The sequence below is a fragment of the Actinomadura luteofluorescens genome (assembly GCF_013409365.1).
Lineage (GTDB): Bacteria > Actinomycetota > Actinomycetes > Streptosporangiales > Streptosporangiaceae > Spirillospora > Spirillospora luteofluorescens.
In genome coordinates, this window is record NZ_JACCBA010000001.1 from 1,753,635 (window position 1) to 1,777,421 (window position 23,787).

The 23,787-nt window shown below is 74.4% G+C and carries 22 protein-coding genes and 1 pseudogene; 9 read left to right on the top strand and 14 right to left on the bottom strand.

The window, feature by feature from the left end; translation table 11 throughout:
• Positions 1–53 precede the first annotated feature (53 nt).
• Positions 54–749, bottom strand: a complete 696-nt coding sequence (gene npdG / locus BJY14_RS07900) for an NADPH-dependent F420 reductase (RefSeq protein ID WP_179843008.1) — start codon at positions 747–749, stop codon at positions 54–56.
• Between the two features lie 120 nt (positions 750–869).
• Between npdG and BJY14_RS07905 the strand changes: the two genes are divergently transcribed.
• Positions 870–1,436 carry a hypothetical protein gene (locus tag BJY14_RS07905; protein WP_246396596.1) on the top strand — a complete coding sequence of 189 codons (567 nt, stop codon included), beginning with the start codon at positions 870–872 and terminating at the stop codon, positions 1,434–1,436.
• On the opposite strand, the gene BJY14_RS07910 is transcribed toward BJY14_RS07905, so the two are convergent.
• A complete protein-coding gene (locus BJY14_RS07910) occupies positions 1,437–1,613 on the bottom strand; it encodes a hypothetical protein (protein ID WP_179843009.1) in 177 nt (58 codons plus the stop codon). It abuts the gene before it with no gap.
• Between the two features lie 68 nt (positions 1,614–1,681).
• Between BJY14_RS07910 and map the strand changes: the two genes are divergently transcribed.
• From map to BJY14_RS07930, 4 genes are all read left to right on the top strand, one after another.
• On the top strand, positions 1,682–2,533 hold the full coding sequence (gene map / locus BJY14_RS07915; protein ID WP_179843010.1) for a type I methionyl aminopeptidase: 852 nt from the start codon (positions 1,682–1,684) through the stop codon (positions 2,531–2,533).
• A 58-nt stretch (positions 2,534–2,591) separates the two neighbouring features.
• Positions 2,592–3,281, top strand: coding sequence for a ComEA family DNA-binding protein (locus BJY14_RS07920; RefSeq protein WP_179843011.1), 690 nt, complete (start codon positions 2,592–2,594; stop codon positions 3,279–3,281).
• A gap of 19 nt (positions 3,282–3,300) precedes the next feature.
• On the top strand, positions 3,301–4,353 hold the full coding sequence (locus BJY14_RS47165) for a DNA polymerase ligase N-terminal domain-containing protein (RefSeq protein WP_179843012.1): 1,053 nt from the start codon (positions 3,301–3,303) through the stop codon (positions 4,351–4,353).
• A 196-nt stretch (positions 4,354–4,549) separates the two neighbouring features.
• A complete protein-coding gene (locus BJY14_RS07930; protein ID WP_179843013.1) occupies positions 4,550–5,266 on the top strand; it encodes a metal-dependent hydrolase in 717 nt (238 codons plus the stop codon).
• Here BJY14_RS07930 and BJY14_RS07935 read toward each other — a convergent pair whose 3' ends face one another.
• From BJY14_RS07935 to BJY14_RS07945, 3 genes are read right to left on the bottom strand one after another with little or no spacing between them, the layout of a single operon-like run.
• Positions 5,267–5,788, bottom strand: a complete 522-nt coding sequence (locus BJY14_RS07935; RefSeq protein WP_179843014.1) for a hypothetical protein — start codon at positions 5,786–5,788, stop codon at positions 5,267–5,269.
• Positions 5,785–7,266 (bottom strand): ATP-binding protein, encoded by a 1,482-nt coding sequence (locus BJY14_RS07940; RefSeq protein WP_312879060.1) that lies wholly within the window; start codon positions 7,264–7,266, stop codon positions 5,785–5,787. Before BJY14_RS07940 ends, BJY14_RS07935 begins: the two co-directional genes overlap by 4 nt.
• On the bottom strand, positions 7,263–7,937 hold the full coding sequence (locus BJY14_RS07945) for a response regulator (protein WP_179843015.1): 675 nt from the start codon (positions 7,935–7,937) through the stop codon (positions 7,263–7,265). Before BJY14_RS07945 ends, BJY14_RS07940 begins: the two co-directional genes overlap by 4 nt.
• Before the next feature lie 101 nt (positions 7,938–8,038).
• Here BJY14_RS07945 and BJY14_RS07950 point away from each other — a divergent pair, with 101 nt between their 5' ends.
• A complete protein-coding gene (locus tag BJY14_RS07950; RefSeq protein ID WP_179843016.1) occupies positions 8,039–9,772 on the top strand; it encodes a hypothetical protein in 1,734 nt (577 codons plus the stop codon).
• On the opposite strand, the gene BJY14_RS07955 is transcribed toward BJY14_RS07950, so the two are convergent.
• From BJY14_RS07955 to BJY14_RS07995, 9 genes and pseudogenes are all read right to left on the bottom strand, one after another.
• Positions 9,766–10,863, bottom strand: a complete 1,098-nt coding sequence (locus tag BJY14_RS07955) for a baeRF3 domain-containing protein (protein WP_179843017.1) — start codon at positions 10,861–10,863, stop codon at positions 9,766–9,768. The two genes, BJY14_RS07950 and BJY14_RS07955, sit on opposite strands and share 7 nt — an antisense overlap.
• 90 nt (positions 10,864–10,953) lie before the next feature.
• Positions 10,954–11,889 (bottom strand): TIGR03621 family F420-dependent LLM class oxidoreductase, encoded by a 936-nt coding sequence (locus tag BJY14_RS07960; RefSeq protein ID WP_179843018.1) that lies wholly within the window; start codon positions 11,887–11,889, stop codon positions 10,954–10,956.
• Between the two features lie 17 nt (positions 11,890–11,906).
• The gene (locus tag BJY14_RS07965; RefSeq protein ID WP_179843019.1) at positions 11,907–12,557 is read right to left on the bottom strand and encodes a response regulator transcription factor; all 651 of its coding nucleotides are present in this window, start codon (positions 12,555–12,557) and stop codon (positions 11,907–11,909) included.
• Positions 12,554–13,786 carry a sensor histidine kinase gene (locus BJY14_RS07970; protein ID WP_312879061.1) on the bottom strand — a complete coding sequence of 411 codons (1,233 nt, stop codon included), beginning with the start codon at positions 13,784–13,786 and terminating at the stop codon, positions 12,554–12,556. Before BJY14_RS07970 ends, BJY14_RS07965 begins: the two co-directional genes overlap by 4 nt.
• Positions 13,787–13,844: 58 nt before the next feature.
• Positions 13,845–15,878, bottom strand: coding sequence for a bifunctional copper resistance protein CopD/cytochrome c oxidase assembly protein (locus BJY14_RS07975; RefSeq protein ID WP_179843020.1), 2,034 nt, complete (start codon positions 15,876–15,878; stop codon positions 13,845–13,847).
• Positions 15,871–16,515, bottom strand: coding sequence for a copper resistance CopC family protein (locus tag BJY14_RS07980; RefSeq protein WP_179843021.1), 645 nt, complete (start codon positions 16,513–16,515; stop codon positions 15,871–15,873). The genes BJY14_RS07975 and BJY14_RS07980 overlap by 8 nt, the downstream gene beginning before the upstream one ends.
• Positions 16,516–16,625: 110 nt before the next feature.
• Positions 16,626–17,756: a DUF5685 family protein gene (locus BJY14_RS07985; protein ID WP_179843022.1), complete on the bottom strand. Its 1,131-nt coding sequence runs from the start codon at positions 17,754–17,756 to the stop codon at positions 16,626–16,628.
• Between the two features lie 83 nt (positions 17,757–17,839).
• The gene (locus tag BJY14_RS07990) at positions 17,840–19,138 is read right to left on the bottom strand and encodes a helix-turn-helix domain-containing protein (RefSeq protein ID WP_179843023.1); all 1,299 of its coding nucleotides are present in this window, start codon (positions 19,136–19,138) and stop codon (positions 17,840–17,842) included.
• Between the two features lie 14 nt (positions 19,139–19,152).
• A pseudogene (locus BJY14_RS07995) lies at positions 19,153–19,485 on the bottom strand (PucR family transcriptional regulator); the annotation flags it as partial.
• A gap of 169 nt (positions 19,486–19,654) precedes the next feature.
• On the opposite strand from BJY14_RS07995, the gene BJY14_RS08000 reads away from it, so the two are divergent.
• The 3 genes from BJY14_RS08000 to ald all read left to right on the top strand — a co-directional run bounded on the left by BJY14_RS08000 (position 19,655) and on the right by ald (position 23,734).
• The gene (locus BJY14_RS08000) at positions 19,655–21,100 is read left to right on the top strand and encodes an NCS2 family permease (protein ID WP_179843024.1); all 1,446 of its coding nucleotides are present in this window, start codon (positions 19,655–19,657) and stop codon (positions 21,098–21,100) included.
• Between the two features lie 189 nt (positions 21,101–21,289).
• Positions 21,290–22,453 (top strand): glycerate kinase, encoded by a 1,164-nt coding sequence (locus tag BJY14_RS08005; RefSeq protein ID WP_258938792.1) that lies wholly within the window; start codon positions 21,290–21,292, stop codon positions 22,451–22,453.
• Positions 22,454–22,618: 165 nt separating this feature from the next.
• Positions 22,619–23,734, top strand: coding sequence for an alanine dehydrogenase (gene ald, locus BJY14_RS08010; protein WP_179843025.1), 1,116 nt, complete (start codon positions 22,619–22,621; stop codon positions 23,732–23,734).
• Positions 23,735–23,787 lie beyond the last annotated feature (53 nt).

Here is a 23,787-nt window from a genome sequence, read left to right on the forward strand (position 1 = left end):
CTGGCACCGTAGTCATCCTGGCACCGTACCGGGGCGGACCGCCCGAGGCGCGGTCAGACGTCCGTGATGCGCAGCCCGGCGTGGGCCTTGTAGCGGCGGTTCATCGAGATGAGGTTGGCGGTGAACGCCTCGATCTGGTGGGCGTTGTGCAGCCTCCCGCCGTAGACGCCGCGCATGCCGGGGATCCGCCCGGCGAGGGCCTGGACGAGGTCGGTGGCCTCCCGGTCGTTGCCGAGCACCAGGACGTCCAGCTCCATCTCGTCCACCTCCGGGTCGAGCAGCAGCCTGGCCGACACGTGGTGGAAGGCGGCCACGACCCGGCTGTCGGGCAGGACGGCGGCGGCCTGCTCCGCGGCGCTGCCCTCCTCGACCGGCAGCGCGAACGCGCCCTTGCCCTTCTCGAAGCCGAGCGGGTTCACGCAGTCCACGACGATCTTGCCGGCCAGCTCGGCGCGCAGCGACTCCAGCGTGGCCCTGTGCCCGTCCCACGGCACCGCCACGATCACGACGTCGGACCCTCCGGCCGCGGCCGGGTTCTCCGCGCCGGAGACGGGCAGGCCGGCGCCGAGCTCGTCGGCGGCGGCCTGGGCGCGCTCGGCCTTGCGGGACCCGATCGTGACCCGGTGCCCGGCCAGCGCGAACCGGCGCGCGAGGCCCTTGCCCTGGTCTCCCGTCCCGCCCAGGATGCCGATGGTCAGGCCGCTCGCGTCCGGAAGGTCGTACGGCGTCTTCTGCTGCTGCTCAGTCATGCGGCCGAGTCTGCCAGGCGGCCCCGCGAGGGCCCGGCGCCGGGCTCCCACATGGGAGAAAGGGCCTGCCCGGGAGGCGGGGTGAGGCACCATGGTGCCGTGGACGCCGAGCAGATATCGATGTTGCGCGAGGTCCTGTCGGCGACGGGCTGGCTGGAGCGGACCGAGGAGTTCGGCCGGGCCCTGCGCGTCACCTCCCGCACCCCCGGCGGGCTGCTGCTGGTCGGCACTCCGGCCGGCGACCCGTGGCATCTGGCGGCGCACCTCGACGACGAGAGCCGGCTCGGCGACGCGCCCGGCCTCGCGCCCACGCTGGTGCGCTGGCGGCCTCCGGCCGGCGCGCCCGCGCATCTGCGGATCGGGCTGGAGCGGCTGGAGGCGGCCAGGCGCGGCGAGACGCTGTTCGTCGTCGCCGAGGAGGGGGCGCCCGTCCCGCTGCTGGAGCGGGTGGACGACGCGCGCCGCACCGGGGCGACCGTCCTCGCGCTGGAGGGCGGCGACCGCGAGCTCCGCGGCCTCGCCCACGAGGCGCTGACCGTCCCGCCGGGCGAGGCCCTCATGTCGTTCGACGGGGCGCAGCACCTCGTCAGCGCGGCCGCGGGCCGGGAGCCGGCGCGGAGTCCGCGCGGACTCCGGCGCCGCCTCGCCCGCCTGCTCGACGCCGTCTCCGGCCCGGCCGTGGACTAGTCAGTCCTCGTTCTGCCTGCGCCACGCCTCGTTGCGCTCGCGGGCGATGGCCATGGCGTCCGCCGCCTCGCCCTCGGTCCGGTACGGGCCCATGCGGTCCTTGCCGGGGCAGCCCGCCCCGTGCTCGGGCTTCATGTGCTTCAGGCAGAACCACCAGTCACCGTCGTCACCGGCCATCGGCGCTCCTCTCGATCATGCGCTGGCACCGGAGTGTGCCCGCATCGCGCTGACTACACTCCATCACTATGACGACCCAGTTGCTCCGGCCCGGACGCGTCTCCCCCATGCGCAAGGTTCCCTCGAACATTCCGCGCCCGGAGTACGTGGGGAAGAAGCGGCCGCGGACGGGCGAGCCGGACGTCAAGTCGCCCGAGATCATCGAGCGGATGCGGGTCGCCGGGAGGATCGCCGCGCAGGCGCTGGAGGAGGTCGGCAAGCACGTCCGGCCCGGGATCACCACCGACGAGCTCGACGCCGTCGGGCACGAGTTCATGCTCGACCACGGCGCCTACCCCTCCACGCTCGGCTACCGGGGGTTCCCCAAGTCGCTGTGCACCTCGATCAACGAGGTGATCTGCCACGGCATCCCGGACGACACGGTCCTGCGCGACGGCGACATCGTCAACGTCGACATCACCGCCTTCGTCGACGGCGTGCACGGCGACACCGACGCGACGTTCCTGTGCGGGGACGTCGACGAGGAGTCGCGCCTGCTGGTGGAGCGCACCCACGAGGCGGCGATGCGCGGCATCCGCGCGGTCAAGCCCGGCCGGGCGCTGAACGTGATCGGGCGGGTCATCGAGTCCTACGCCAAGCGGTTCGGGTACGGCGTCGTGCGCGACTTCACCGGGCACGGGATCGGCACGACGTTCCACTCCGGCCTCGTCGTCCCCCACTACGACGACCCGGCCGCCACAACGATCATCGAGCCGGGCATGACGTTCACGGTCGAGCCGATGCTGACCCTCGGCACCGCCGAGTACGACATGTGGGCCGACGGCTGGACGGTCGTGACCAAGGACCGCAGGCGCACGGCGCAGTTCGAGCACACGCTGCTGGTCACCGAGGACGGCCACGAAATCCTCACCCTGCCGTGACCCTTCCCTCGGTCTAGAGTCCGAATCGCCCATATCCGGCCCGGGAGACCCTCGAGAGATGAACGCCCCAGCGCCGTACGAGCCGAGGGTTCCCTCCGACAGCATGCCGCCGGGGCAGGCCGCACTGAGCGTGACGTGGGCGGCGCTGCCGTTCCTGACGCTCGGCTTCGCCACGCCGTTCACGTTCGCCGCCGCGCTGCTGTGGCGCCGGAGCCTGCACCTGCTGGTGTCGACGGTCGCCTACGCCGGCGTGTTCGTGCTGATGCTGTCCATGCTCTCCGGCAACGGTGAGGACGAGGGCACCGTGCGGTTCGCCGGCATGCTGATGTCCGTCCTGGCGTTGGTGGGCTGCGGGCACGCCTTCCTGATCCGGCGGAAGGTGTTCGACCCGCACGGGCTGTCGGGCGTCGACAACGAGGCCGTGGTGGAGCGGGTCAAGCGGCAGCGGCTGCTGCGGGAGAAGGCGCGGGTGCTGGCGGCGTCCGACCCGGGGCTGGCCAAGGAGCTGCGCATCGGACGTCCCGACCTGCGGCGCCAGTACAACGACGGCGGGCTCGTCGACGTCAACCACGCGTCCGCGGAGGCTCTGACGCTGCTGCCCGGCATCACCGCGGAGCTGGCGGCCACGATCGAGCGGGTCCGGGCCGAGACGGGCGGGTTCATGTCGGCCGAGGAGCTGTCCGCGGTGGCGGGGCTGCCGCCCTCCCTCACCGGCGATCTGGCCGACTACGCCGTCTTCATCCGCTGAGCGCGGGTATGCAGCGGGCGTGACCCCGAAGAAGCCCAGGAAGCACGCCGCTCCCCCGGCCCGCGAGGGCGACCGGCTCGCCGACTACCGGGGCAGGCGCGACCCCGGGCGGACGCCGGAGCCCGTGCCCGCGGGCGAGGCGCTGCCGCGCGGCGACGACGACACGTTCGTCATCCAGGAGCACCACGCGACCAGCCTGCACTGGGACCTGCGGCTCGAACGCGACGGCGTGCTCGTCTCGTGGGCCGTGCCGAAGGGCCTGCCGTGGAGCCCGGAGACCAACCACCTCGCCGTGCACACCGAGGACCACCCGCTGGAGTACGCCGCCTTCGAGGGCGAGATCCCGCGCGGCGAGTACGGCGCCGGGACGATGACCATCTGGGACCGGGGGACCTACGAGACGGAGAAGTGGTCCGAGCGCGAGGTGAAGGTCGTCATCCACGGGTCGCGCGTGTCCGGCCGCTACGTGCTGTTCAGGACGCGCGGCCGGAACTGGATGATCCACCGGATGGACCCGCCCGCGGACCCAGACGCCGAGCCGCTGCCGGAGTCGCTGCGCCCGATGCGGCCGCAGGAGCGGGCCCGCCTGCCCCGCGACACCGGCGCGTGGGGGTTCGAGTTCGCGTGGGGCGGCAGGCGGCTGGCCGCCTACGTCGAGGGCGGCCGGACCCGGTTCACCGACGGGCGGGGCCACGCCGTGGACGGCCCCGGCGGGCTCGGCTCCCGGCTCGGGGCGCAGCTCGGCGTCCGGCCCGCGCTGCTGGACGGGGAGCTGGCCGTCCTGGACGGCCGCGAGACCTACATGATCTACGACGTGCCGCATCTGGACGGGCATCCGCTGCTGGACGTCCCCTACCGGGAGCGGCGGGAGCGGCTCGACGACCTCGGCCTGTCGGGCCCGCGCTGGCAGACCGCCCCCTGGTTCCCCGGAGACGGCGCGGCGGTCCTGGAGGCGGCGCGCGACCAGGGCCTGCCCGGCGTCGTCGCCAAACGCCTGGACTCCCGCTACGAGCCGGACGAGGAGTCCGGCGCCTGGCGGCTGGTCCCCGCCCGGCCCGCGAAGCGCCGCTGACCCGACGCCGGTCCACCCGGCCCGCCCCCGAGCGCGCGGAAAGCCCTGTGTCCAGGGCGGAACCGGCGGGAGCCTCCGGGCATCAAAAGGACGTGACGCCGCGTTCGGCGCGTCTTCGCCGAAAACGATCAGGAGCGGATTAGAGTCCCGCCCTGAGACGGGCGGCGGTACGCGCTGGAAGGCGGGGGAACGGCACATGATGGGCAAGACGCATGCCCTGAGCGGCGCGCTGGCATGGCTGGGCGCCGTCCCGATCCTCGGGCAGGAGCGGCTGCTCGGCGAGCACGCGGTGGCGCTGTCGCCGGAGCAGATCATGGCGGGCGCGGTGGTGTGCGCCGGGGCCGCGATCCTGCCCGACATCGACCACCACAACGGCCGGATCGCCAACACCTTCGGGCCGATCACGAACCACATGTGCAAGTGGATCGGGAAGCTGTCGGGCGGGCACCGGCAGGCGACCCACTCGATCCTGTTCGCGGTCGGCATCGGCTGGGCGATGGACACCCTCGCCACCCACGTCATCTGGGCCTGGTGGGCCTGCCTGTTCATGATCGTGGGGCTCGGGCTGCGCGGCGTCGGCCTGGACTTCGAGGGCGCCGAGCCGCAGTCGGCGCTGGCGGACTGCGCGCTGGCCCTGATCGCCGTCTGGCTCATGCACAACATCGACATGAGCTTCGTCGGGTTCGCGGTGACGCTCGGCTGCCTGGCCCACGTCGCCGGCGACTGCCTGACACCGCGGGGCTGCCCGGTGTTCTGGCCGCTGCCGTGGCGGATCGACGTGCCCGTCATCCCGCGGACGGACGGCAAGGTCGAGCGCTGGGTGGTGATGCCGGTCCTGATCCTCGGCATCGCGATCCTGACCGTCCGCTCCGTGCTCGGCGACATCACCGCCCAGTGGCTGACCCGGGGCTGATCATTCGAGCAGGACGGCGAACTGGCCGCAGGTCAGGGTCTCCCATGTCCTCTTCTCCCGGTAGGGACCGCGCCACAGGTTGACGCTCCTGGTGCCCGGGATCGCCATCGCGGTGCACGCGATCTGAGCCTTGGCCGTCCGCGACCAGGTCGGCCGCGCGTCCGGGTCGTACGGCCGGACGTCCATCACGGGGGCGCGACGGGTCGGACTGGAGCCGTCGACGGCGGCCTCCGCCGAGAGCCTGCCGTGGACCTCCGTGCGCAGCCCGGCCGCGCGCTCCCGCGCGGTGGGCGGCACGGACAGCTGCTGGACGGCCAGGTTCGGCTGCCCGGGCAGACCGGGTCTCGTCACCGGCACCAGGCTGCGCCCCCGCACGAGGTAGAGGGTGATCGTGGCGGCGTACCCCCGCGCGTTCGGCGCGCCTCCCGCGCTGATGATCCCGGTCGGGCGGATCCCGCAACCGGCCAGCGCGGCACAGGTCGCCATCGCCAGTAGCGCTCGCGCCCGTCTCGACCAGATCACAGGAGTTCCTCCGCTGCACCGTCGGGCAGCCACAGGGTGAAGACCGCGCCGCCCTCCGGCCCGTTGGCGGCCTCCAGCGTGCCGCCGTGCAGCAGGGCGTTCTCCCTGGCGATCGACAGGCCGAGGCCGCTTCCCTCGCTGCGCGTGCGCGCCGCCTCCGCCTTGACGAACCGGTCGAAGACCACGGGGGCCACGTCGGCCGGAAGCCCGGGCCCGCGGTCGGCGACCACGACCCGGACTCCGCCCGCGTCCTCCCCTTCCGGCCGGCCGAAGCGCAGCGAGACGGGCGGGAGCCCGTGCTTGAGGGCGTTCCCGGCGAGGTTGGCGACGATGACGTCGAACCGCCGCGGGTCCAGCCGGACGAACAGGCCGGCGGGGCCCTCCACCGCCACGTCCTCCCGCCAGCCGCGCGTCTCCAGCGTCGCCCCGACCGCGTCGGCGACGTTGACGTCGTCCAGGACGAGGGCGGCGGCGCCCGCGTCGAACCGGCTGATCTCGATCAGGTGCTCCACGAGCGTGCCGAGCCGCCGGGTCTCGTCCGCGACGAGCCGGGCGGCCGCGCCGCCGCCGTCCTCGGCGGCCTCCTCGGCCAGCACGTCGGTCATGGCGATCATCGAGGTCAGCGGCGTGCGCAGCTCGTGGGAGACGTCGGCGACGAACCGGCGGGACGCGGCCTCCATCGCGCGCAGCTCCGTCACCGTCCGCTCCAGCGCCTGCGCGGTGCGGTTGAACGTCTCGGCGAGATCGGCCAGCTCGTCGCGGCCCTGCACCCGGACGCGGGTGTCCAGCCGTCCCTCACCGAGCGCGCGGGCGGCGGCCCCGAGGCGGCGCACCGGGCGCAGCACGCCCCCGGTGGCCAGCAGCGCGAGGGCGAGCGCGGCCGCCAGCGCCGCGGCGTCCGCGATCAGCAGGGTGCGGGTGAACAGCGCCAGGTCGGCGGCCTCCCGGCGCAGGCTGGCGGAGACGAACACCATCGGCGGCGTCGTCCGCCACGGCTCGGCCGGTGCGGGCCAGGTGGAGACGCGGGCGCCCACGAGCAGGTAGGGCGTGCCGTTCCGGTCGACGCGCTGGAAGACCACGCCCCGCATGGCGCGACGGGCGAACTCCGAGGTCACGGGGACGTCCAGCAGGCCCGGCGGCGGGAGCCCGGGCCCGCCATGCCCCAGCACCGGCACCGCGGTCGCTTTTCGTCCCGGCTCCGAGCGGAGCGCGTCCTCCAGAGCGACCTCGACCAGAGGCTCCACGTCGGGCGGAAGGTCGGGCGGGACCTGCTGTGCGAGGGTGGCGCGGACGTCGTTGAGCACCGCGTCCTGGGCGCGCTGCAGCATCACCCGCCGCAGCAGCACGTAGGAGATGCCGGAGGCGAGCACGGACGCCAGCAGCGCCACCGCGGTGAACGCGGCCGCGAGACGCATCCGCAGCCCGGTGAACCGGAGGCGCCGCACCCACGGCGCGGCGAACCGGAGGGTGCGCCTCACGGGGCGGTGAACCGGTAGCCGAAGCCGCGGACCGTCTCGATCAGCCGCGGCTCGGCCGGCTCGTCCTCGATCTTGGCGCGGACGCGCTGGACGCAGGCGTCCACGAGCCGCGAGTCGCCCGGGTAGGTGTGCTCCCACACCTCGGCCAGCAGGTGCTGGCGGGTGAGGGCCTGGCCGGGGCGGCGCGTCAGCTCCAGCAGGAGGCGCAGCTCGGTCGGGGTGAGGCGCAGGTCGGCGCCGCCCTTGGTGACCTTCAGGGACGTCCGGTCGACGACGAGGTCGCCGTAGACGGACCGGTCGAGGCGGGTCTGGTCGGCGCGGCGCAGGACGGCGCGGATCCGGGCGTCCAGGACGCGGGGCTCGACGGGCTTGACCACGTAGTCGTCGGCGCCCGCCTCCAGCCCGAGGACGATGTCGAGGTCGTCGCCCCGCGCGGTCAGCAGGATCACCGGAAGCGGGTCCTCCCGGCGGATGCGGCGGCACACCTCGATGCCGTCGATGCCGGGCAGCATCACGTCCAGGACGGCGATCTCGGGGCGGCGCGCCCGCAGCGCCTCCAGCCCGTCCTCGCCGGTGGCCCGGGACGTCACCCCGTGTCCCTGGCGGGTCAGCGCCAGCTCCAGAGCCGCCCGGGCGGACGGATCATCCTCGATGAACAGAATGCTCGCCACCCGGTCATTATCGGCCGTCCGCGATCAACGAACGGGATGTGTCACAAGATCCGGACATCTTCGGCACGAGACCATGACGGTCCGCCGGAACCGTGGAGCGCATGTCGCTCGCGTTGCTCCCGCCCCGCCGTCAGGCGCCGCCCACCCCGCCGGGCCCCTCCCGGAGGTTCCCGCGCGCCCTGCCGTGGCTGCTCGCGGCCGGCGTGCTCGCGCAGGCGGCGGTCCGGCTCTGGTTCTCCTGGGCGCGGACGGCCCCGGCCGCCAACCCGGACGAGACCGGCTACCTGCTCGCCGCCCGGCTGCTGGCCGGCGGGCCGGGCGGCGACCTGTCCGGCAACACCTTCTACCAGGGCGGCTATCCGCTCCTGCTCACCCCGGCGTTCTGGTTCTCCCACGATCCCGCGACGGTCTACACGACGGTCATGGCGATCAACGCGGTGCTGGGGGCGGCGCTGTTCCCGCTCGGGTACGCGGCGGCGCGCCGCTTCGGACTGGCCCGCCGCCGCGCCCTGCCGCTGGCGTTCGCGGCGGCGCTGCTGCCCGCGACGACGTTCTTCGGCGCCTTCGCGCTCGCCGACGCCGTCCTTCCGACGCTCGTCCTGGCCTGGCTGCTGGCGCTGGACCGGTTCGTCCGGAACGGCCGGGCCGGGGACGCCGCCCTCGCGAGCCTGGCCGCGTCCTGCGCGGCGGCCGTGCACACCCGGGGAACGGTCCTGCTCGCCGTGCACGCCGCCGCCCTGCTGGTCATGGCCCTGACCGGGCGCCGGAGGATCCGCGCCGCGCTCGCCGGGGCCGCCGTCGCGCTCGCCGGGTACGCGGCGGGCGCGGCGCTGAACGCGCACGTCCGCGCCGAGCTGTATCCGCGCGGCACGCGGGACCTCGGCGAGATCCTGGCGTCCCGGCTGACCACGGTCCCCGGACAGGAGTGGGCGCTGTCGGGCGCGGCGGGGCAGCTCTGGTACCTGATCGTCTCCACCTGGGGTCTGGCGGGGGCCGGGCTGGTGGCCGTCGCGGCGGTCCTCGCGCGGCGGCGGACGCCCGCCGCGGACAGGATCATGGCGGGGGTGCTGCTCGCCGCGACCTGCGGCATCGCCTACGCCTCCTCGGCCGCGCTGCCGGACGAGCACCGGGTGGGCAACTTCGCCTACGGCCGCTACCTGGCGTGCGTGGCGCTGGTCTACGCCCTCGCCGGGGCCGCGGCGCTCGCGCGCCTGGCCGCGGGCCCGGCGATCCGGCTGGCGGCGGCGGGCGCCCTGCTGCTGGAGGGCGCCGCGCTGTGGGTCACCGCCTACGCGGGCGAGCGGCTCCGCACCCACATCTTCATCGGTTTCGACTTCCCGGAGGTCACGTTCCTCACCGCCGACCGGAGCGGGCTGCACCTGCACGAGGCGACCTTCGCCGCGCTCGCCCTGCTCGGCGGCCTGCTCGCGCTGTCCAGACTGGACAGGACGGCCCTGGCGTCCGTCGCGCTCGCCGGGGTGAACCTCGCGGCGCTGACGTTCGCGATGGGGCCGCACGCGCGGCGCGTCCCGGCCGAGCCTCCGCTGCCCGGCCCGGCCACAGGCAGGGTCGTCACCGACTCGTCGCTCAACTGGGCCGTCAGGGTCGCGCTGCTGTACCCCGTGTGGTGGACGCGCGTCGGCGCCTTCGACGTCCGCGCCGGGCGGCCCCCCGCACCGGACGTGTGCACGGTCGTCGTGCCCCTCCCGGACGGGACGCCGCCGGAGGCGTCCTGGCCGGCGCATCCGGCTGGCTGGCGGCCGCACGCGGGACGGTTCTGGTCGATCGGCTGGGTGGGCTGGCACGACCCCTCGTGCTCGGCGGCGGGTCAGTAGCGCGTCACCAGCGCGATCCGGTCGTGGTCGATGAGGAAGCCGTCCGAGACGAAGGTGACCTCGCCTCCGTACTCCAGCACCGTCTCGATCACGTGGTCGACGGCGTCGTCGACGACGTCGGCGCCCTTGAGCACGCCGGGCCTGCCCTCGACCGGGATCAGCTCGCCCTTGGTCCGCACCGCGGGCGCGTAGTAGCCGCGCTCGACCACCAGGTGCTCGCCGCGGCCCTCGTCCACCAGTTCCGTCACCTCGCACAGCCCGCCCGCGTACCGCTGGATGCTGCGCGCCGCCTCCAGTTCCGAGAGCACGCCGACCTCGCGCAGGTCCTCGTAGGCGGCGAGCGCGGGCTGCGCCGCCTCGGCGAGCGTGCTCGGCGAGGCGCCCTCGAAACTGCCGTCGACGCGCCCCGCCACGGTCACGTGCGGCCCGGCCACCTCGTCGAAGACCGCCTGGTGCCGGGTGACGCCCGCGACGATCAGCGGGCGCCGGTCCCGCGCGAGGACGCGTTCGAGGGCGGCCACCACGTCCCGCATGCTCTGCAGGCGGCGCTCGCTCTCGCCGCCCTGCGCGGCCCGCCGCGCCAGCCGTCCGGCGCTCGCCTCGTCGATCGGCTCGGGCTCGACGGGGAAGCCGCCGCGGGCGTGCTCGGTCAGCTCCGCGCCGAGGCCGCTCCACAGCCGCGTCCGGTGGTCCGACAGGGACAGCAGCCAGTAGCGCGGCGTGCGGGTGTAGGCGGCGACGAGGTCGCGGGTGGCGAACCCGGTGTCGACGACCACCCGCTCGTCCACGGCCTGCCCGATCGTGAACGCGTGGTGCTCGCCGTGCGGCGCGGCGAACAGCACCAGCGCGTCGGAGCCGTGCCGCGGGTCGACCTCGCTCGCGGCGCGCTCCAGCCCCCGGACGACGTCGTCGGCGGCGTCGGGCTCCACCCGGGGATCGTCGTGCAGGCGGCGCCGTACCTCGCCCAGCAGGTTCCGCAGCCTGATGCGGTCCTCCCGGACGTCCCGGGCGGAGCGGTGCGTCGGCATCAGCACCGACACCGCGGGGTAGGGCCTCGGCTTGCGCAGCCCGGCCAGGGTGACGGCGTCCATGATCCCCCGATCGTCGCTCTTTATCCTTTCTGTCTCTTTTGTAGCGACCTGTAGGTAAATGAGGTGTAAGCCCCGGCCGAATTGCGGGCCTCAGACCCGCTCGATCACCGGGCCGAGGACGTCCATGAACGGCGAGTGCACCGTGACGTAGGAGAACCCGTACCGCTCGCGGCGCTCCCGGATCTGCTCGGCGAGCTGCTCCTCCGTCCCGAGCAGGACGAACGGGGTGTCCAAGATCTCCTCGACCGTCATGTACGGGAGGCGCTCGGCGCGCATCCGCCCGGCCTCGGCGCGCCGGTCGGAGGTCACCTGCACGTGCTGGACGAGCACGTTCCACTCGATCCGCTCCGCCCGGTCGCCGGCGTGCTCGCGGGCGAACCGCACCCGCTCGGCGGCCTCCTCCGCGGTGCCCAGCCGGAAGGTGCCCGGCGGCTCGCCCTTCATCTGGTACGCCCCCGCGATCCCGACGATGTCGGCGTGGCGCGCCGCCGCCCGCAGGACCGCGTCGCCGGTGCCGCCGACGAGCAGCGGCGGTCCCGATCCGCCGAACCCGGCGCGCTGCACGGGCGCCGTCTCGGCCAGCCCGAAGAACTCGGCCACCGGCCGGTGCCGCTCGTAGCCGTCCCCACCGAACAGCGCGCCCAGCTCCTCGATCAGCCCGGTCATCCGCTCCACGCGGGCGCCGAACGGCTCCCACGGGATCCCGGCCGCGTCGAACTCCCACTTCATGTGCCCGGCGCCGAGCCCGAGCTCGACCCGCCCGCCGGTGAGCCGGTCGGCGGTGGCGGCCTCGCGGGCGAGCAGGTGGGCGTTCCAGAAGCCGGCGTTCAGCACCAGCGCGCCGACGCGCAGCCGCTCGGTCGCGTCCGCGGCGGCGACCATGGTCGGGAAGGGGGCCGGGGAGCCGAGGTGGTCGGGCACGAGCGCGACGTCGTACCCGTACCGCTCGCCGCGCCGGCACCGCTCGGCGAAGTCGTCCCGGGAGACGATGTCGAAGACGTTGAACCCGAAGCGCAAGTCCCTCATGCGGTCACACTGCCACCTCACCCGGGCGTGATGAAGGCCGTCTCGTAGGCGAAGATCACCGCCTGGGTCCGGTCGCGGGCCTGCACCTTGGCGAGGATGTTCCCGACGTGCGTCTTCACCGTCTGCGGGCTCACGAAGAGCTCACCGGCGATCTCCGCGTTCGAGTGCCCCTTGGCCATCAGCCGCAGCACGTCCCCCTCCCGCTCGGTGAGCCGGCCGTGCCAGGCCGCCCCTCCGCCGCCGGACGGCCCGTGCCGCCCGGCCAGCTCCCGGATCGCCGCCGGGAACAGCAGGCTGTCGCCGTGCGCGACCATCCGGACCGCCTGCAGGATCTCCTCCGGCCGCGTCCGCTTGAGCAGGAAGCCGTTGGCGCCCGCCTTCAGCGCGTCGTAGACGTACTCGTCGTTCTCGAACGTGGTGACGACGATGATCCGGGGCGGTTCCGGCACGGTCGCGAGGATGTGGCGGGTCGCCTGGATGCCGTCGAGCCGCGGCATCCGCACGTCCATCAGCACCACGTCGGGGCGCAGCCGCCGCACCTCGCCCGGCACCTCCGTGCCGTCGGACGCCTCGCCCACGACGGCCAGGTCGTCCTCGGCGTCGATGATGGCGGCGAGCCCGGCGCGGATCAGCCGCTCGTCGTCGACCAGCAGAACCTTGATCGTCATGATCCGGACCTTAGCGGCAGCGAGACGCGGAACCGCCAGCGGTCGCCGTCGGCCCCGGCGCTCATCTCGCCGCGCAGCACGGTGACGCGCTCGCGGACCCCGCCGAGGCCGCGGCCGCCGCCGTGGCCGGCGCCCTCGCCGCGGACCGCGCCGAGCGGATTGGTCATCTCGACCTCCAGCCGTTCCCCGTCGGTGCCGAGCCGCAGCCGCACCGGTACCTTCCCCGCGTGCCGGAGCGCGTTCGTCAGCCCCTCCTGGACGATCCGGTACGCCTCCCGCGACACCGCCGCCGGGACGTGCTCCACCTCCGGATCGACCTCGGCGTCCAGCGCGACCCCGGCGATCCGCGTCTGCTCCAGCAGCCGTCCGAGGTCCTTCAGCGTGGCCTGCGGGGCCGGGCGGGACCGGTCGTCGCGCAGCAGCCCGAGCACGTGGTCGAGGTCCTCCAGCGCGGACCGGGCCGAGTCCTCGATCGCGGCGAGCGCCTCGCGGGCGAACTCCGGGTCGCTGTCCAGCACCCGCCCGGCCGCCCCCGCCTGGAGCGTCACCACGCTGAGCGCGTGCCCCACCGAGTCGTGCAGCTCCCTCGCCAGCCGGTTGCGCTCGGCGAGCCTGACGGCCTCGGCCCGCATCCCGGCCAGCCGCTCGGCGGCGGACGGCCCGAGGAACACCGGCGCCAGCCGGGCCAGCAGCGCGCCCGCCCCCACGATCAGCGCGAGCAGAAGGGCCAATGACGCCAGCCCGACCAGCGGCGCGGGCCACTGGTGCCAGGCGTCCTGCCACCCCCAGGACTGCAGGAACCGGGTGTCCCAGCTCACCGCCGGCGCGATGAGCATCACGACGGCGGCCGGGGGGAGCACCAGGCTCAGCCCGCTGACCACGACGCCCGTGCCGAGGTGCAGGGTGAACCACGCCGCGGTGCGGCCGCGGCTCTCCCAGGAACCCGCCGAACCGGGCGCGAGCCCGGCCGCGGGCCCCCCGAGCAGTTCCTTGGCCAGGGAGCTCTCCAGCAGCCGCACCGTCGGCACGAGCCCCGTGACGAACGTCGCGGCGGCCGGCATGACGACCAGCATCAGCACGCCCTTGAACAGGCTGTTGCCCACCGGCACCAGCGGGGTCATGCTGATCGCCAGGAACCAGTACGGCATCAGCAGCGCGCCGCCCACGACGAGGTGGGACCAGCGCCGCCAGGTCGTCCGCTCGATCAGCGGGCGGAGCACACGGAGCACGTCCTGATCCTGACAGAACCGGCGGCGCGGCCACTCCCCCGCGCGGGGGAGGCCGCACTCATGCGTTGTCCTTCTCTCCGGCGGCGCGGTCGCGCTCGGCGAGCTTGGCCAGCCGGGCGTTGTAGGCGGCGAGCTCGTCGTCCTCGGGGCGCCCCCCGGCCTTCGCCGCCCGGTCGGCCTTGCGGTCCATGCGCCGCGCCTGCCGCTGGTCGTGGACGTACCACTGGAACGCCAGCACGATCAGGACGATGAACGTCGGCACCTCGCCGAAGCCCCACGCGATGGCGCCGCCGGTGTGCTGGTCGTGCAGGATCGTGGTGCCCCACGGCGGGTCGACGGAGGTGTACCAGCCGCGGGCGAGCGCCTGGCTCATGTTCATCAGGGCGATTCCGAAGAACGCGTGGAACGGCATCGTGACGAACAGCAGCAGCAGCCGGGCCGGGTAGGGCAGCTTCCGCGGCGCCGGGTCGACGCCGAGCAGCACCCAGAAGAACAGGGAGCCGCTGGCCAGGAAGTGGACCATCATCGCGATGTGGCCGAGATGGTTGCGCATCGCCGCCTCGAACAGCGGCGTGAAGTACAGCGCGAACGTGCTCACCACGAAGATGAGGGTGGCGACCGCCGGATGGGCGACGACCGCGAGGAACCGGCTGTGCAGCACGGCGGTGAGCCACTCGCGCGGGCCGCGGTCGCCGCGCACGCGGGCGGGCTTGAGCGCCCGCAGCGCCAGCGTCGCCGGCGCGCCGACGACCAGGAAGATCGGCGTCAGCATGTTCAGCACCATGTGCTGCGCCATGTGCACGCTGAACAGGATCGGCGCGTACCTGGCGATGCCGGTCTGGGTGACGGCCACGATCGTCACGAGCCCGATGAGCCAGGACGCGGTGCGGACCCAGGACCAGGAGTCGCCGCGCCGCCGCAGCCGGACGACGGCGGCGAGGTAGAGCCCGCCGAGGACGACGACGAGGGCGGCGAAGAACAGGTCGAACTGCCCCAGGGCCAGCAGCCGCACCGGGGTGACCTGCGGGGGCATGTCGTAGCCGAGCAGCGACTTGACCGCGGACTCCGGCTCGGCGGGCGCGGGCGGCGCGGTCCGGGCCAGCGCGACGGCCAGGCCCATGGTGGCGCCCATCACGGCGGCCTCGACGGACGCGAGCCGGGCGAACGCCCCCGGCCTGCCGTCCGCCACCGCGGGCAGCGTCCGCGTCCGGTGCCACCAGCCGAACCAGCCGAGCAGGCAGAAGGCGATGATCTTGCCGAGGGCGAGCCGCCCGTAGTCGGTCTCGACCAGCTCCCGCGGGTCCGGCAGCCGGGCGATCACGTTCACCAGGCCGCTGGCGCCGACGGTGACGTAGCACCACAGGGCCATCCGGCTGAACCGCTCCGCGACCACCGGGAGCCGGTCGCGGCGCAGCAGCGCGTGGGCGGCGGCGACGGCGAGCCCGCCGACCCACGGGGCGACCGCGGCGACGTGCAGCGCGACGCCGGTCGTCGCGGTGGAGTGGTTGGCGGCCGAGGCCGAGTGCCCGGTGAGCGGCGCGGGCAGCAGCGCGATCCCGGCGAGGGCGAGCAGCCCGAACGCGGCGGCGGGCGTGGTGGTGGTGCGGGCCAGCAGCGCCACCACCACGGCGAGCAGCACCACGACCATGAGGGCGGTGCCCTGCGGCAGGGACCCGACGTAGCTGCTCAGCTCGCTGCCGGTGAGGACGTCGCCGACGGGCTGGCCGAGCACGTCCGCGACGGTGAACACCAGCGTGGCCGCCGCGGCGGCGGCCCAGGCCGCCGCGATCCAGGAGGCCGCGTTCAGGTAGCCGACGGCGTCCCTGGACAGCCGCGGCGCGGCGCGCCCGCCCTCGACGGGCAGGAACGCGGCCGCGGTCAGCAGCGCGCCGACGGTCAGCGCGGACAGCAGGTCCATCGCCGCCCGCGAGACCGGCAGCCCCCACCGGGTGAGGGCGCCCGCGTCGCCAAGGCCGGGGATGACCTTCTCGGTGACCGAGCCGCCGAGGACGAGCCCGGCCACCAGGAGGGCGGCGCACGCGGCCAGGGCGGCCGCCCCCGCCCGCCAGACGGCCAGGCTCCCCCTACTCACCGCCGGTTGCCGCCTGGTGCTTGCGCTTGGCGCGCAACACGATGACCACCCCGATGCCGACGCCGACGAGCAGGCCCGCGATGATCAGCACCCAGAGGAGCATCCCGGAGCCGGAGTCCTCCTCGGCCGCGGTCTTCTCCTGGTCGGCCTTGAGCGGCTGCTCGTCGGAGTTGGCGGCCGGGCCCGTCTGCTCCTCGGCGCCGACCCCGCCCGCGGAGGGCGCGGCCGAGGCGGCCGGATCGCCGCCGCCGCCGTCCCCGGCCACGCTGAACGTCAGGTCGTTCCCCTCGATCGGGTGCCCGTCCTCGCCGACGACCCGGTAGGCGACCGTGTAGGAGCCGGCGGGCAGCGGGCCGGACAGCTTCTGCGTGACCTTCGTCCCGGCGCGCTCGGCGGCGCCCGCCTGGAACTCCTTCTTCTTCCCGTCGCTGACGACGACCTTCGCCAGACTGATCTTGTCGCTGAAGACCAGGGTGACCTCGGTGACCGCGTCCGCGGCCTTGCCCTTCTCGGGCGTGCTGCCGACCAGCTTCGTGTGCGCCATCGCAGGCGGCGCGGTGAAGGCGCCGAAGGCGAGCGCGGCGGCGGCGACCAGACCGAGACGGCGCAGGGGCCGGCGGGACTTGAACATGTTCATGGAGGGCCGGGTTCTCTAGTGAGTCGAAGGGCTCCGTCTACCCTACTGAGCCCGCCGCCATGGCACGTCCCGGGTCGCGCGATGGCACGAACCGGCAGGAACGGGACCGGTCAGTTGCACCCGCAGTCGCAGTCGCAGCAGTCGCACGAGTCGCAGCAGTTACATGAGTCGCAGCAGTTGCAGCAGTCGCAGCAACCGGAGCAGTCCCAGCCGTCGCCGCCCCCGTCGCAGTGCCGGCTGCACCAGCAGCGGTCGTCGCACGAGTCGCCGTGGTGGTCGCTCCACTCGGGCTGGAAGATCCCGCACGTGACGCAGACCAGCGTCCCGGTGAAGCACGGGATCGGCCAGCCGGGGCGCGGAGGCCGCGGCCCCCGCCTGGCCAGGCTCGCGGGCTCGGCGAAGGCGCGCTCGACCGAGCGGCCCGCCTCGCGGTCCAGCAGGGCCCGCACGAGGCGCGGCCGCTCCAGCTCCAGCTCGGCGAGCGCGAGCCGCAGCCCGTGCAGCGCGCCGTCGGCGTGCCGGCGGGCCTCGTCGAGGGTGGTGCCGGTGGCGAGGAGCGGGTTGTACGCGCCCGCCGCCTCGTCCTCGGCGAGGTCCTCGACGGCGTCGATGAGGTGGGCGAGGCGCCCGAAGAAGCGGCCCGCCTCGGCGAGCGTCTCGGCGTTGCCCTCCCTGCCCGCCAGGACGGCCGTGTGCGCGAACACCGCGGCGACCGCCGTCTCGGTGGGCTCGGTCAGGTCGAGGAGCCCGAGGCCGGGGGCCGCCTCCAGGAGCGGCTGCCGGGCGACGGCGTCGCGCAGCACCGCCGGGTCGAACCCGACGGCGGCGCCCGTGCGGCCGCCCGCCGCGTCCCACCGGTCGGCCATCCGCCCGGCCGCGGCGGCGACGAGCCGCCGCGCGTAGGGCCCGTCGCCGTCGGCCACGTGGTCGCGGGTCTTGCCCGCGGCCAGCAGGAGGGACGCGGCCGCGGCGAGCTGCGCGCCCTGCGCCCGCGCGGTGACGACCTCGGCGGTCTTCATCCCGCGCAGGGCGCACGGCCCGGCCTTCCGGCGCGGCGACAGCTCCGGCGCCTGCGCCTCCACCAGCACCGACACGAGCAGCCCGTCGTAGTTGGTGACGAGCCGCGAGGCCTGGCCGTGCTCGGCCCGCAGCGTCAGGCACAGCCCGCACAGGTGGGCCATCCAGTCCTTGAACAGGGACCCGCACAGAACATGACGGCAGGGCCGAACAACACCGAACACGAAGAACTCCCCCATCTCACACCGACCGCAGCATTATTCATGGACGCGGCGGCGGGCGAAACGGTTCGGCCGGAACGGTCCGGTCAGACCCCGACGCAGGTCAGGGCGCGGCGGTAGGCGGCCATGCGAGGCCCGTCGGAGGTTCCCGTCCCGGCCAGCACCTCGGCGAGGTCGAACCAGGCCTGGGCGGCCTCCCGGGAGGACTCCATCTCCTCCAGGCAGGTCGCGGCCCGGGTCAGCACCTCGACCGCGCGGTCGTGCCGGCCGAGCCGCACCGACGCCTCGCCGAGCACGGTCAGCGCTCCGGCGGTGGCGCGGCGCGGGGCGTCCCCCAGCAGGTCGAGGGCCTCCTCGGCGAGCGCCACCGCCTCGGTGGGACGGCCGAGCGCGGTCTCGGCGCGGGCCAGCTCGGTCAGGCACCAGGCCACGTCGATCTCGCCGGAGGAGCTGGCGCTGATCTCGCCGCGCACGCGGGCGAGCAACTCCCGGGCGCGGGCGGCCTGGTCGGGCTTGGCCCGCAGCAGCAGGCCCGCGTAGATGACGCGGAGCCGGTTGAGGTTGCGGGGGTCCTCGCCGTCGCCGGCCAGCATCAGGGCCCGCTCGGCGAGCGCGACGCCCTCGTCGTACTCGCCGCGGATCTCCGCGACGTAGGCTGCCTCCCAGTAGGCGACCATGCGGGCGCGGGGGCTGCCGATCCGCTCGGCCCGCTCGACCAGCTGGGCGGCGAGCTGGCGGGCCCGGACGAGGTCGCCGCGCTCGATGAACGCCGACAGCAGCGCGGCGCCGAGGTCCACGGCGGCGTCGGTGGAGTCGGCGCCGGTGGCGACGAGGTGCCGCAGCGCGGTCTCGGCCGCCTCCACGCCCGCGCTGAGGTCGCCGCGCTCGCGCAGGCAGCGGCTCAGCGCGACGTGCACCTTGGCCCAGTGGTCGAGGTCGGCCTCGGCGGACGCCTGCTCGGTCAGCGCGGTCAGCTCGGAGATCGCCTCCTCCAGCTCGCCCGCGGCCTCCAGCGCGAGCGCGTGGCCCCAGCGGGCCTGGTGCAGCATCTCGGGCAGCGCGACCGCGTCGGCGCTCGCGAGCACCTCGGCGAACCGGGCCCGCGCCTCGGCCGCCGCGCCGTTGCTGAGCGCGATCTCGGCATAGTCGAGGGTGACGCGCAGCTCGTCCACGACGTCCTCGCTGACGCCGCTGACGAGGTAGGTCGCCGAGCAGTTCAGCTTCGCCGCCAGAAGGTCGACGACGCTCGGCGCCGGTACCCGCTTGTCGCTCTCGATCAGCGAGATGTAGCTGTCGGACAGCTCGGGGAAGGCGAGCTGCGCCTGACTCACGCCCTGCCGGATCCGCAGGGCGCGAATGCGCTGCCCCAGTGTCTCGCGATCCATCGTGTGACCACCGCCTACAAGGTGCTCGCCGCGCGCAGGGCGAGGAAGAAGTCGACTCGGTCTTCAAGTCTGCCGAGATCCCGGCCGGTGAGGTCCTCGATCCGCCGGATTCGGTACCGAAGCGTGTTCACATGGACGTGCAGCCGCGTCGCGGTGCGGCTCCAGGAGCCCGAGCAGGACAGGAAGACCTCCAGCGTGTGCACGAGATCGGCCTGCCTGGTGCTGTCGTACTCCTCCAGGGGGCCGAGCATCCGCGCGCGGAAGGACGACCGCGTCCGCTCCGGGACGGACGCCAGCAGCCACGCGTAGGAGTCCAGGGCGGTCGCCCCGGCGGAGTCTCGCATTCGCACCAGGGCAGGCTATAGGCGGCGCATCACCCCCGTCACGCTGCGAAGGCCGCGAATCACGTCCCGCCCACCTTTCTTCCCGCGGCCCCCTGGCCTCACCCGGGGCCCGGACGGCTACCCTGTGCACGCCGTTTCCGAACACCATGCTGCTGAAAGCGGAGCGCCCGTCATGTCCAAGACCCAGGCCGGACCGGCCGACGATTCCCCGCCGGCGAGCGGGGGCGGGCCGCTGGAGCGGCTGTTCGAACTCACCGCGCGCGGCACCACCGTCCCGCGCGAGCTGCGCGGCGGCGTGACCACGTTCTTCGCGATGGCCTACATCATCCTGCTGAACCCGCTCATCCTCGGCGGGGCGAAGGACGTCAACGACGCGACCCTGTCGATCCCGCAGCTGACCACGATGACGGCGCTGTCCGCGGCGGTCACCACCGTGATCATGGGGCTGGTCGGGAACGCGCCGCTGGCGCTCGCCGCGGGCCTCGGCATCAACGCGGTCGTGGCCTTCCAGGCGGCGCCGGTGATGACCTGGCCGGAGGCGATGGGCCTCGTGGTGATCGAGGGCGTGGTCATCGTGCTGCTGGCGGTCACCGGCGTGCGCGAGCGGATCATGAACTCGATCCCGCTGGCGCTCAAGCACGCGATCGCGGTCGGGATCGGCGCGTTCATCGCGCTGGTCGGCCTCTACGACGCCGGGTTCGTCACCTCCAGCGCCACGAGCCCGCCGCTGTCGCTCGGCACCGGCGGCCGGCTGGAGACGTGGCCGGCGCTGGTGTTCGCGGCGACCCTGGTGCTGATGATCGTCCTGTACGTGCGGCGGGTGCCCGGCGCGATCCTGATCAGCATCGTCGCCGGGACGGTCGGGGCCGTGGTCATCCAGGAGAACGCCTCCGTCAAGCAGGGCGGCTGGGGCGTGGTCACCCCGAACATGCCGGAGAAGCTGTTCGCCGCCCCCGACTTCGGGCTGTTCGGGGAGATCTCGCTGTTCGGCGGGTTCGCCCGCGCCGGGGTCATCACCGCGCTGGTCGTGCTGTTCACGCTGGTGCTGTCGGGGTTCTTCGACGCGATGGGGACGATCCTCGGCATCAGCGACGAGGCGGGACTGGTGAGCGAGAAGGGCGAGGTGCCCCGGCTCGGCCGGATCCTGTCGGTGGACGGGCTGTCCGCCGCGTTCGGCGGCCTCACCAGCTCGTCGGCGAACACGGTGTTCGTCGAGTCGGCGGCGGGCGTCGGCGAGGGCGCCCGGACGGGCCTGGCCAACATCGCCACGGGCGCGCTGTTCGCGGTGACGCTGTTCCTCACCCCGCTGGCGGCGACCGTCCCCGCGCAGGCCGCGGCGCCCGCGCTGGTCGTGGTCGGCGCGCTGATGATGACGCAGGTCGCCAAGGTCGACTGGAACGATCTGGAGATCACGATCCCGGCGTTCCTCACCATCGTGCTGATGCCCTTCACCTTCTCGATCACCACCGGCCTGGGCATGGGCATCGTCGGCTACGTGGTCATCAAGGCCACCCGCGGGAAGGTGCGCGAGATCTCCCCCGCCCTCTGGATCGTGGCCGCCCTGTTCGTGGTCTTCTTCGCCATCCACCCCATCGAGGAGTGGCTCGGCGTCGTGTGACCCCGCGCGAACGCCCGCGCACCCGCCCGCGCACGCGCGACCCCGGGGAAACACGGACGCACCGTGACCGCTCCGCGACGGAACTCGCCCGTTTGTAGGTCTCGGAGGCGGTTGCGGGTGTCAAATAGTGCCGGCATGGCGTAAGCAGAAGGTAGGGCCTTACCCCCCGGCGTGAAAGGCGTGGCTGTGGTGTCCGCGGACTCTCCCTCCCACCCGTCCCCGCCAGGCCACGTCCTGCTGGCGCCTGACAGGTTCCCGGGAGCGCTGACCGCGGCGCGGGCGGCGCGGCACCTCGCCGCCGGGCTGCGCCGCGCGCGCCCCGGGGTCGCGCTGGTGGAGCTGCCCGTGGCCGACGGCGGCGACGGCACCGTCGAGGCCGCGGTGGCGGCCGGTTGGCGGCGCGTCGAGATCGAGGTGTGCGGGCCGACCGGCCGCCCGGTGACGGCGCGGCTGGCGCTGAACGGCGACAGCGCCGTGGTCGAGCTGGCGGAGGCGTCCGGGCTGCGGCGGCTGCCCGGCGGCAGGCCGCGCCCGCTCACCGCCTCCAGCGTCGGGACGGGGCAGCTGCTCGCGCACGCCGTCCGGCTCGGCGCGCGGCGGATCGTCCTCGGGCTGGGCGGCGGCGCGTGCACCGACGGCGGCGCGGGCCTCGTCCAGGGGCTCGGCGGGCGGCTGCTGGACGCGCTCGGCAAGGACCTGCCGCCGGGCGGCGCGGCGCTGCGCTCGCTGCACGCCCTCGACCTGCGCGGCCTGCCCGACATGTCGGGCATCGAGGTGGTGGTGGCGGGCGACCCCGCCGGGCCGCTGCTCGGCCGCACCGGCGCCGCCGCGGTGGACGGCCCGCGCCGCGGCGCGAACCGCGACGAGGTGCGGCTGCTGGACGCGGGCCTGCGCCGCTGGGCCGACCTGGCGGAGGCGGCGGCCCGCAAGGCCGCCCGCGACCTGCCCGGCGCGGGGACGGCGGGCGGCGTCGGGTTCGCCGCGCTCACCTTCCTCGGCGCGACGATCGAGCCCGGCCCGGCCCTGATGCTCGATCTGCTGGGCTTCGCCGCGAAGGCCCGCGGCGCGCGGCTGGTCGTCACCGGGGAGGGCGTCCTGGACACCCGCTCGCTGCGCGGCACCGCGCCGGTGCACGTCGCCCGCGCCGCCGCCCGCGCGGGCGCGCCGGTCGTCGCGGTGGCCGGCCGCCGGAGCCTCACCGGCGAGCAGCTGCGCAAGGCGCGGATCCAGGCGGCGTACGCGCTGGCCGACATCGAGCCGGACGACGAGCGCCGCGTCCGCCGCGCGGGCCCGCTGCTGGAGCAGCTGACCGTCGCGATCGCCGACGAGTGGCTCCCCCGGGGCGCCCCGTAGGCCGGACCGCTCCAACGGCCGCGCTCCCCCGGCGCCCTTGGGCCGCCCTTTACACAGTGTCGTCGAAAGGGCCGATGCCTTGACACACTGCGTATGGCCGGGCCTCGTCCCCGGCCCGCACGCTGGAGGCGTACATCCTGGTCAGCGTTGACGGAGGAGCTCCCGGTGAAGATCGGTGTCCCACGAGAGGTCAAGAACCACGAGTACCGGGTGGCGATCACCCCGGCGGGGGCGCACGAGCTCACCCGGCACGGCCACGAGGTGTTCGTGGAGCGGGGCGCCGGGACCGGCTCGGCGATCCCCGACGACGACTTCGCCGCCGCGGGCGCCAAGATCCTCGACGGGCCGGACGAGGTCTGGGCCGAGGGCGAGCTGATCCTCAAGGTGAAGGAGCCGGTCGCGCCCGAGTACCACCGGATGCGCGCGGGCCAGATCCTGTTCACCTACCTGCACCTGGCCGCGTCCCGCGAGTGCACCGACGCGCTCCTGGCGGCCGGCGTCACGGCGATCGCCTACGAGACCGTCCAGCTCCCGGACCGCTCCCTGCCGCTGCTCGCCCCCATGTCCGAGGTCGCCGGACGGCTCGCCCCGCAGGTCGGCGCCTACAACCTGATGTCGTTCACCGGGGGCCGCGGCGTCCTGCCGGGCGGCGTGCCCGGCGTCGCGCCCGCCAAGGTGGTCGTCATCGGCGGCGGCGTGTCCGGCCTCAACGCCGCGCAGATCGCCGTCGGCATGGGCGCGGACGTCACCGTCCTGGACGTCGACGTGGACCGGCTGCGCGAGATCGACGCCGTCTACCAGGGCCGCCTGCGGACCCTGGTGTCCAGCGCCTACACGATCGAGCAGCAGGCCCGCGCCGCCGACCTCGTCATCGGCGCCGTGCTCATCCCCGGCGCGCGGGCGCCCAAGCTGATCTCCAACGAGCTGGTGGCGCGGATGAAGACCGGCTCGGTGCTGGTGGACATCGCGATCGACCAGGGCGGCTGCTTCGAGGACTCCCGCCCCACCACGCACGCCGACCCCACCTACCGGGTGCACGGCTCGACGTTCTACTGCGTCGCGAACATGCCCGGATCGGTCCCCAACACCTCCACCTACGCCCTGACGGGCGTGACGCTCCCCTACGCCGTCCAGATCGCCGACAGGGGGTGGCGGCAGGCCCTGCACGCCAACGCCGCCCTGGCCCGCGGCCTCAACGTCCACGACGGCATGCTCGTCTACGACCATGTCGCCGAGGCCCACGGCCTGCCCCACACGCCCCTCACCTCGATCCTCGACTGAGGCGGCCTCCCCCGCCGTCTCACCCGTTCCGGGGGTTCTTCGGGGACGGCCGG

What these genes read in the sequence shown, in the direction of transcription:
- npdG (WP_179843008.1), bottom strand. Translation starts at nt 749, where the DNA reads ATGACTGAGCAGCAGCAGAAGACGCCGTACGACCTTCCGGACGCGAGC.
- BJY14_RS07905 (WP_246396596.1), top strand. Translation starts at nt 870, where the DNA reads ATGTTGCGCGAGGTCCTGTCGGCGACGGGCTGGCTGGAGCGGACCGAG.
- BJY14_RS07910 (WP_179843009.1), bottom strand. Translation starts at nt 1,613, where the DNA reads ATGGCCGGTGACGACGGTGACTGGTGGTTCTGCCTGAAGCACATGAAG.
- map (WP_179843010.1), top strand. Translation starts at nt 1,682, where the DNA reads ATGACGACCCAGTTGCTCCGGCCCGGACGCGTCTCCCCCATGCGCAAG.
- BJY14_RS07920 (WP_179843011.1), top strand. Translation starts at nt 2,592, where the DNA reads ATGAACGCCCCAGCGCCGTACGAGCCGAGGGTTCCCTCCGACAGCATG.
- BJY14_RS07930 (WP_179843013.1), top strand. Translation starts at nt 4,550, where the DNA reads ATGATGGGCAAGACGCATGCCCTGAGCGGCGCGCTGGCATGGCTGGGC.
- BJY14_RS07950 (WP_179843016.1), top strand. Translation starts at nt 8,039, where the DNA reads ATGTCGCTCGCGTTGCTCCCGCCCCGCCGTCAGGCGCCGCCCACCCCG.
- BJY14_RS07955 (WP_179843017.1), bottom strand. Translation starts at nt 10,863, where the DNA reads ATGGACGCCGTCACCCTGGCCGGGCTGCGCAAGCCGAGGCCCTACCCC.
- BJY14_RS07960 (WP_179843018.1), bottom strand. Translation starts at nt 11,889, where the DNA reads ATGAGGGACTTGCGCTTCGGGTTCAACGTCTTCGACATCGTCTCCCGG.
- BJY14_RS07965 (WP_179843019.1), bottom strand. Translation starts at nt 12,557, where the DNA reads ATGACGATCAAGGTTCTGCTGGTCGACGACGAGCGGCTGATCCGCGCC.
- BJY14_RS07980 (WP_179843021.1), bottom strand. Translation starts at nt 16,515, where the DNA reads ATGAACATGTTCAAGTCCCGCCGGCCCCTGCGCCGTCTCGGTCTGGTC.
- BJY14_RS07990 (WP_179843023.1), bottom strand. Translation starts at nt 19,138, where the DNA reads ATGGATCGCGAGACACTGGGGCAGCGCATTCGCGCCCTGCGGATCCGG.
- BJY14_RS08000 (WP_179843024.1), top strand. Translation starts at nt 19,655, where the DNA reads ATGTCCAAGACCCAGGCCGGACCGGCCGACGATTCCCCGCCGGCGAGC.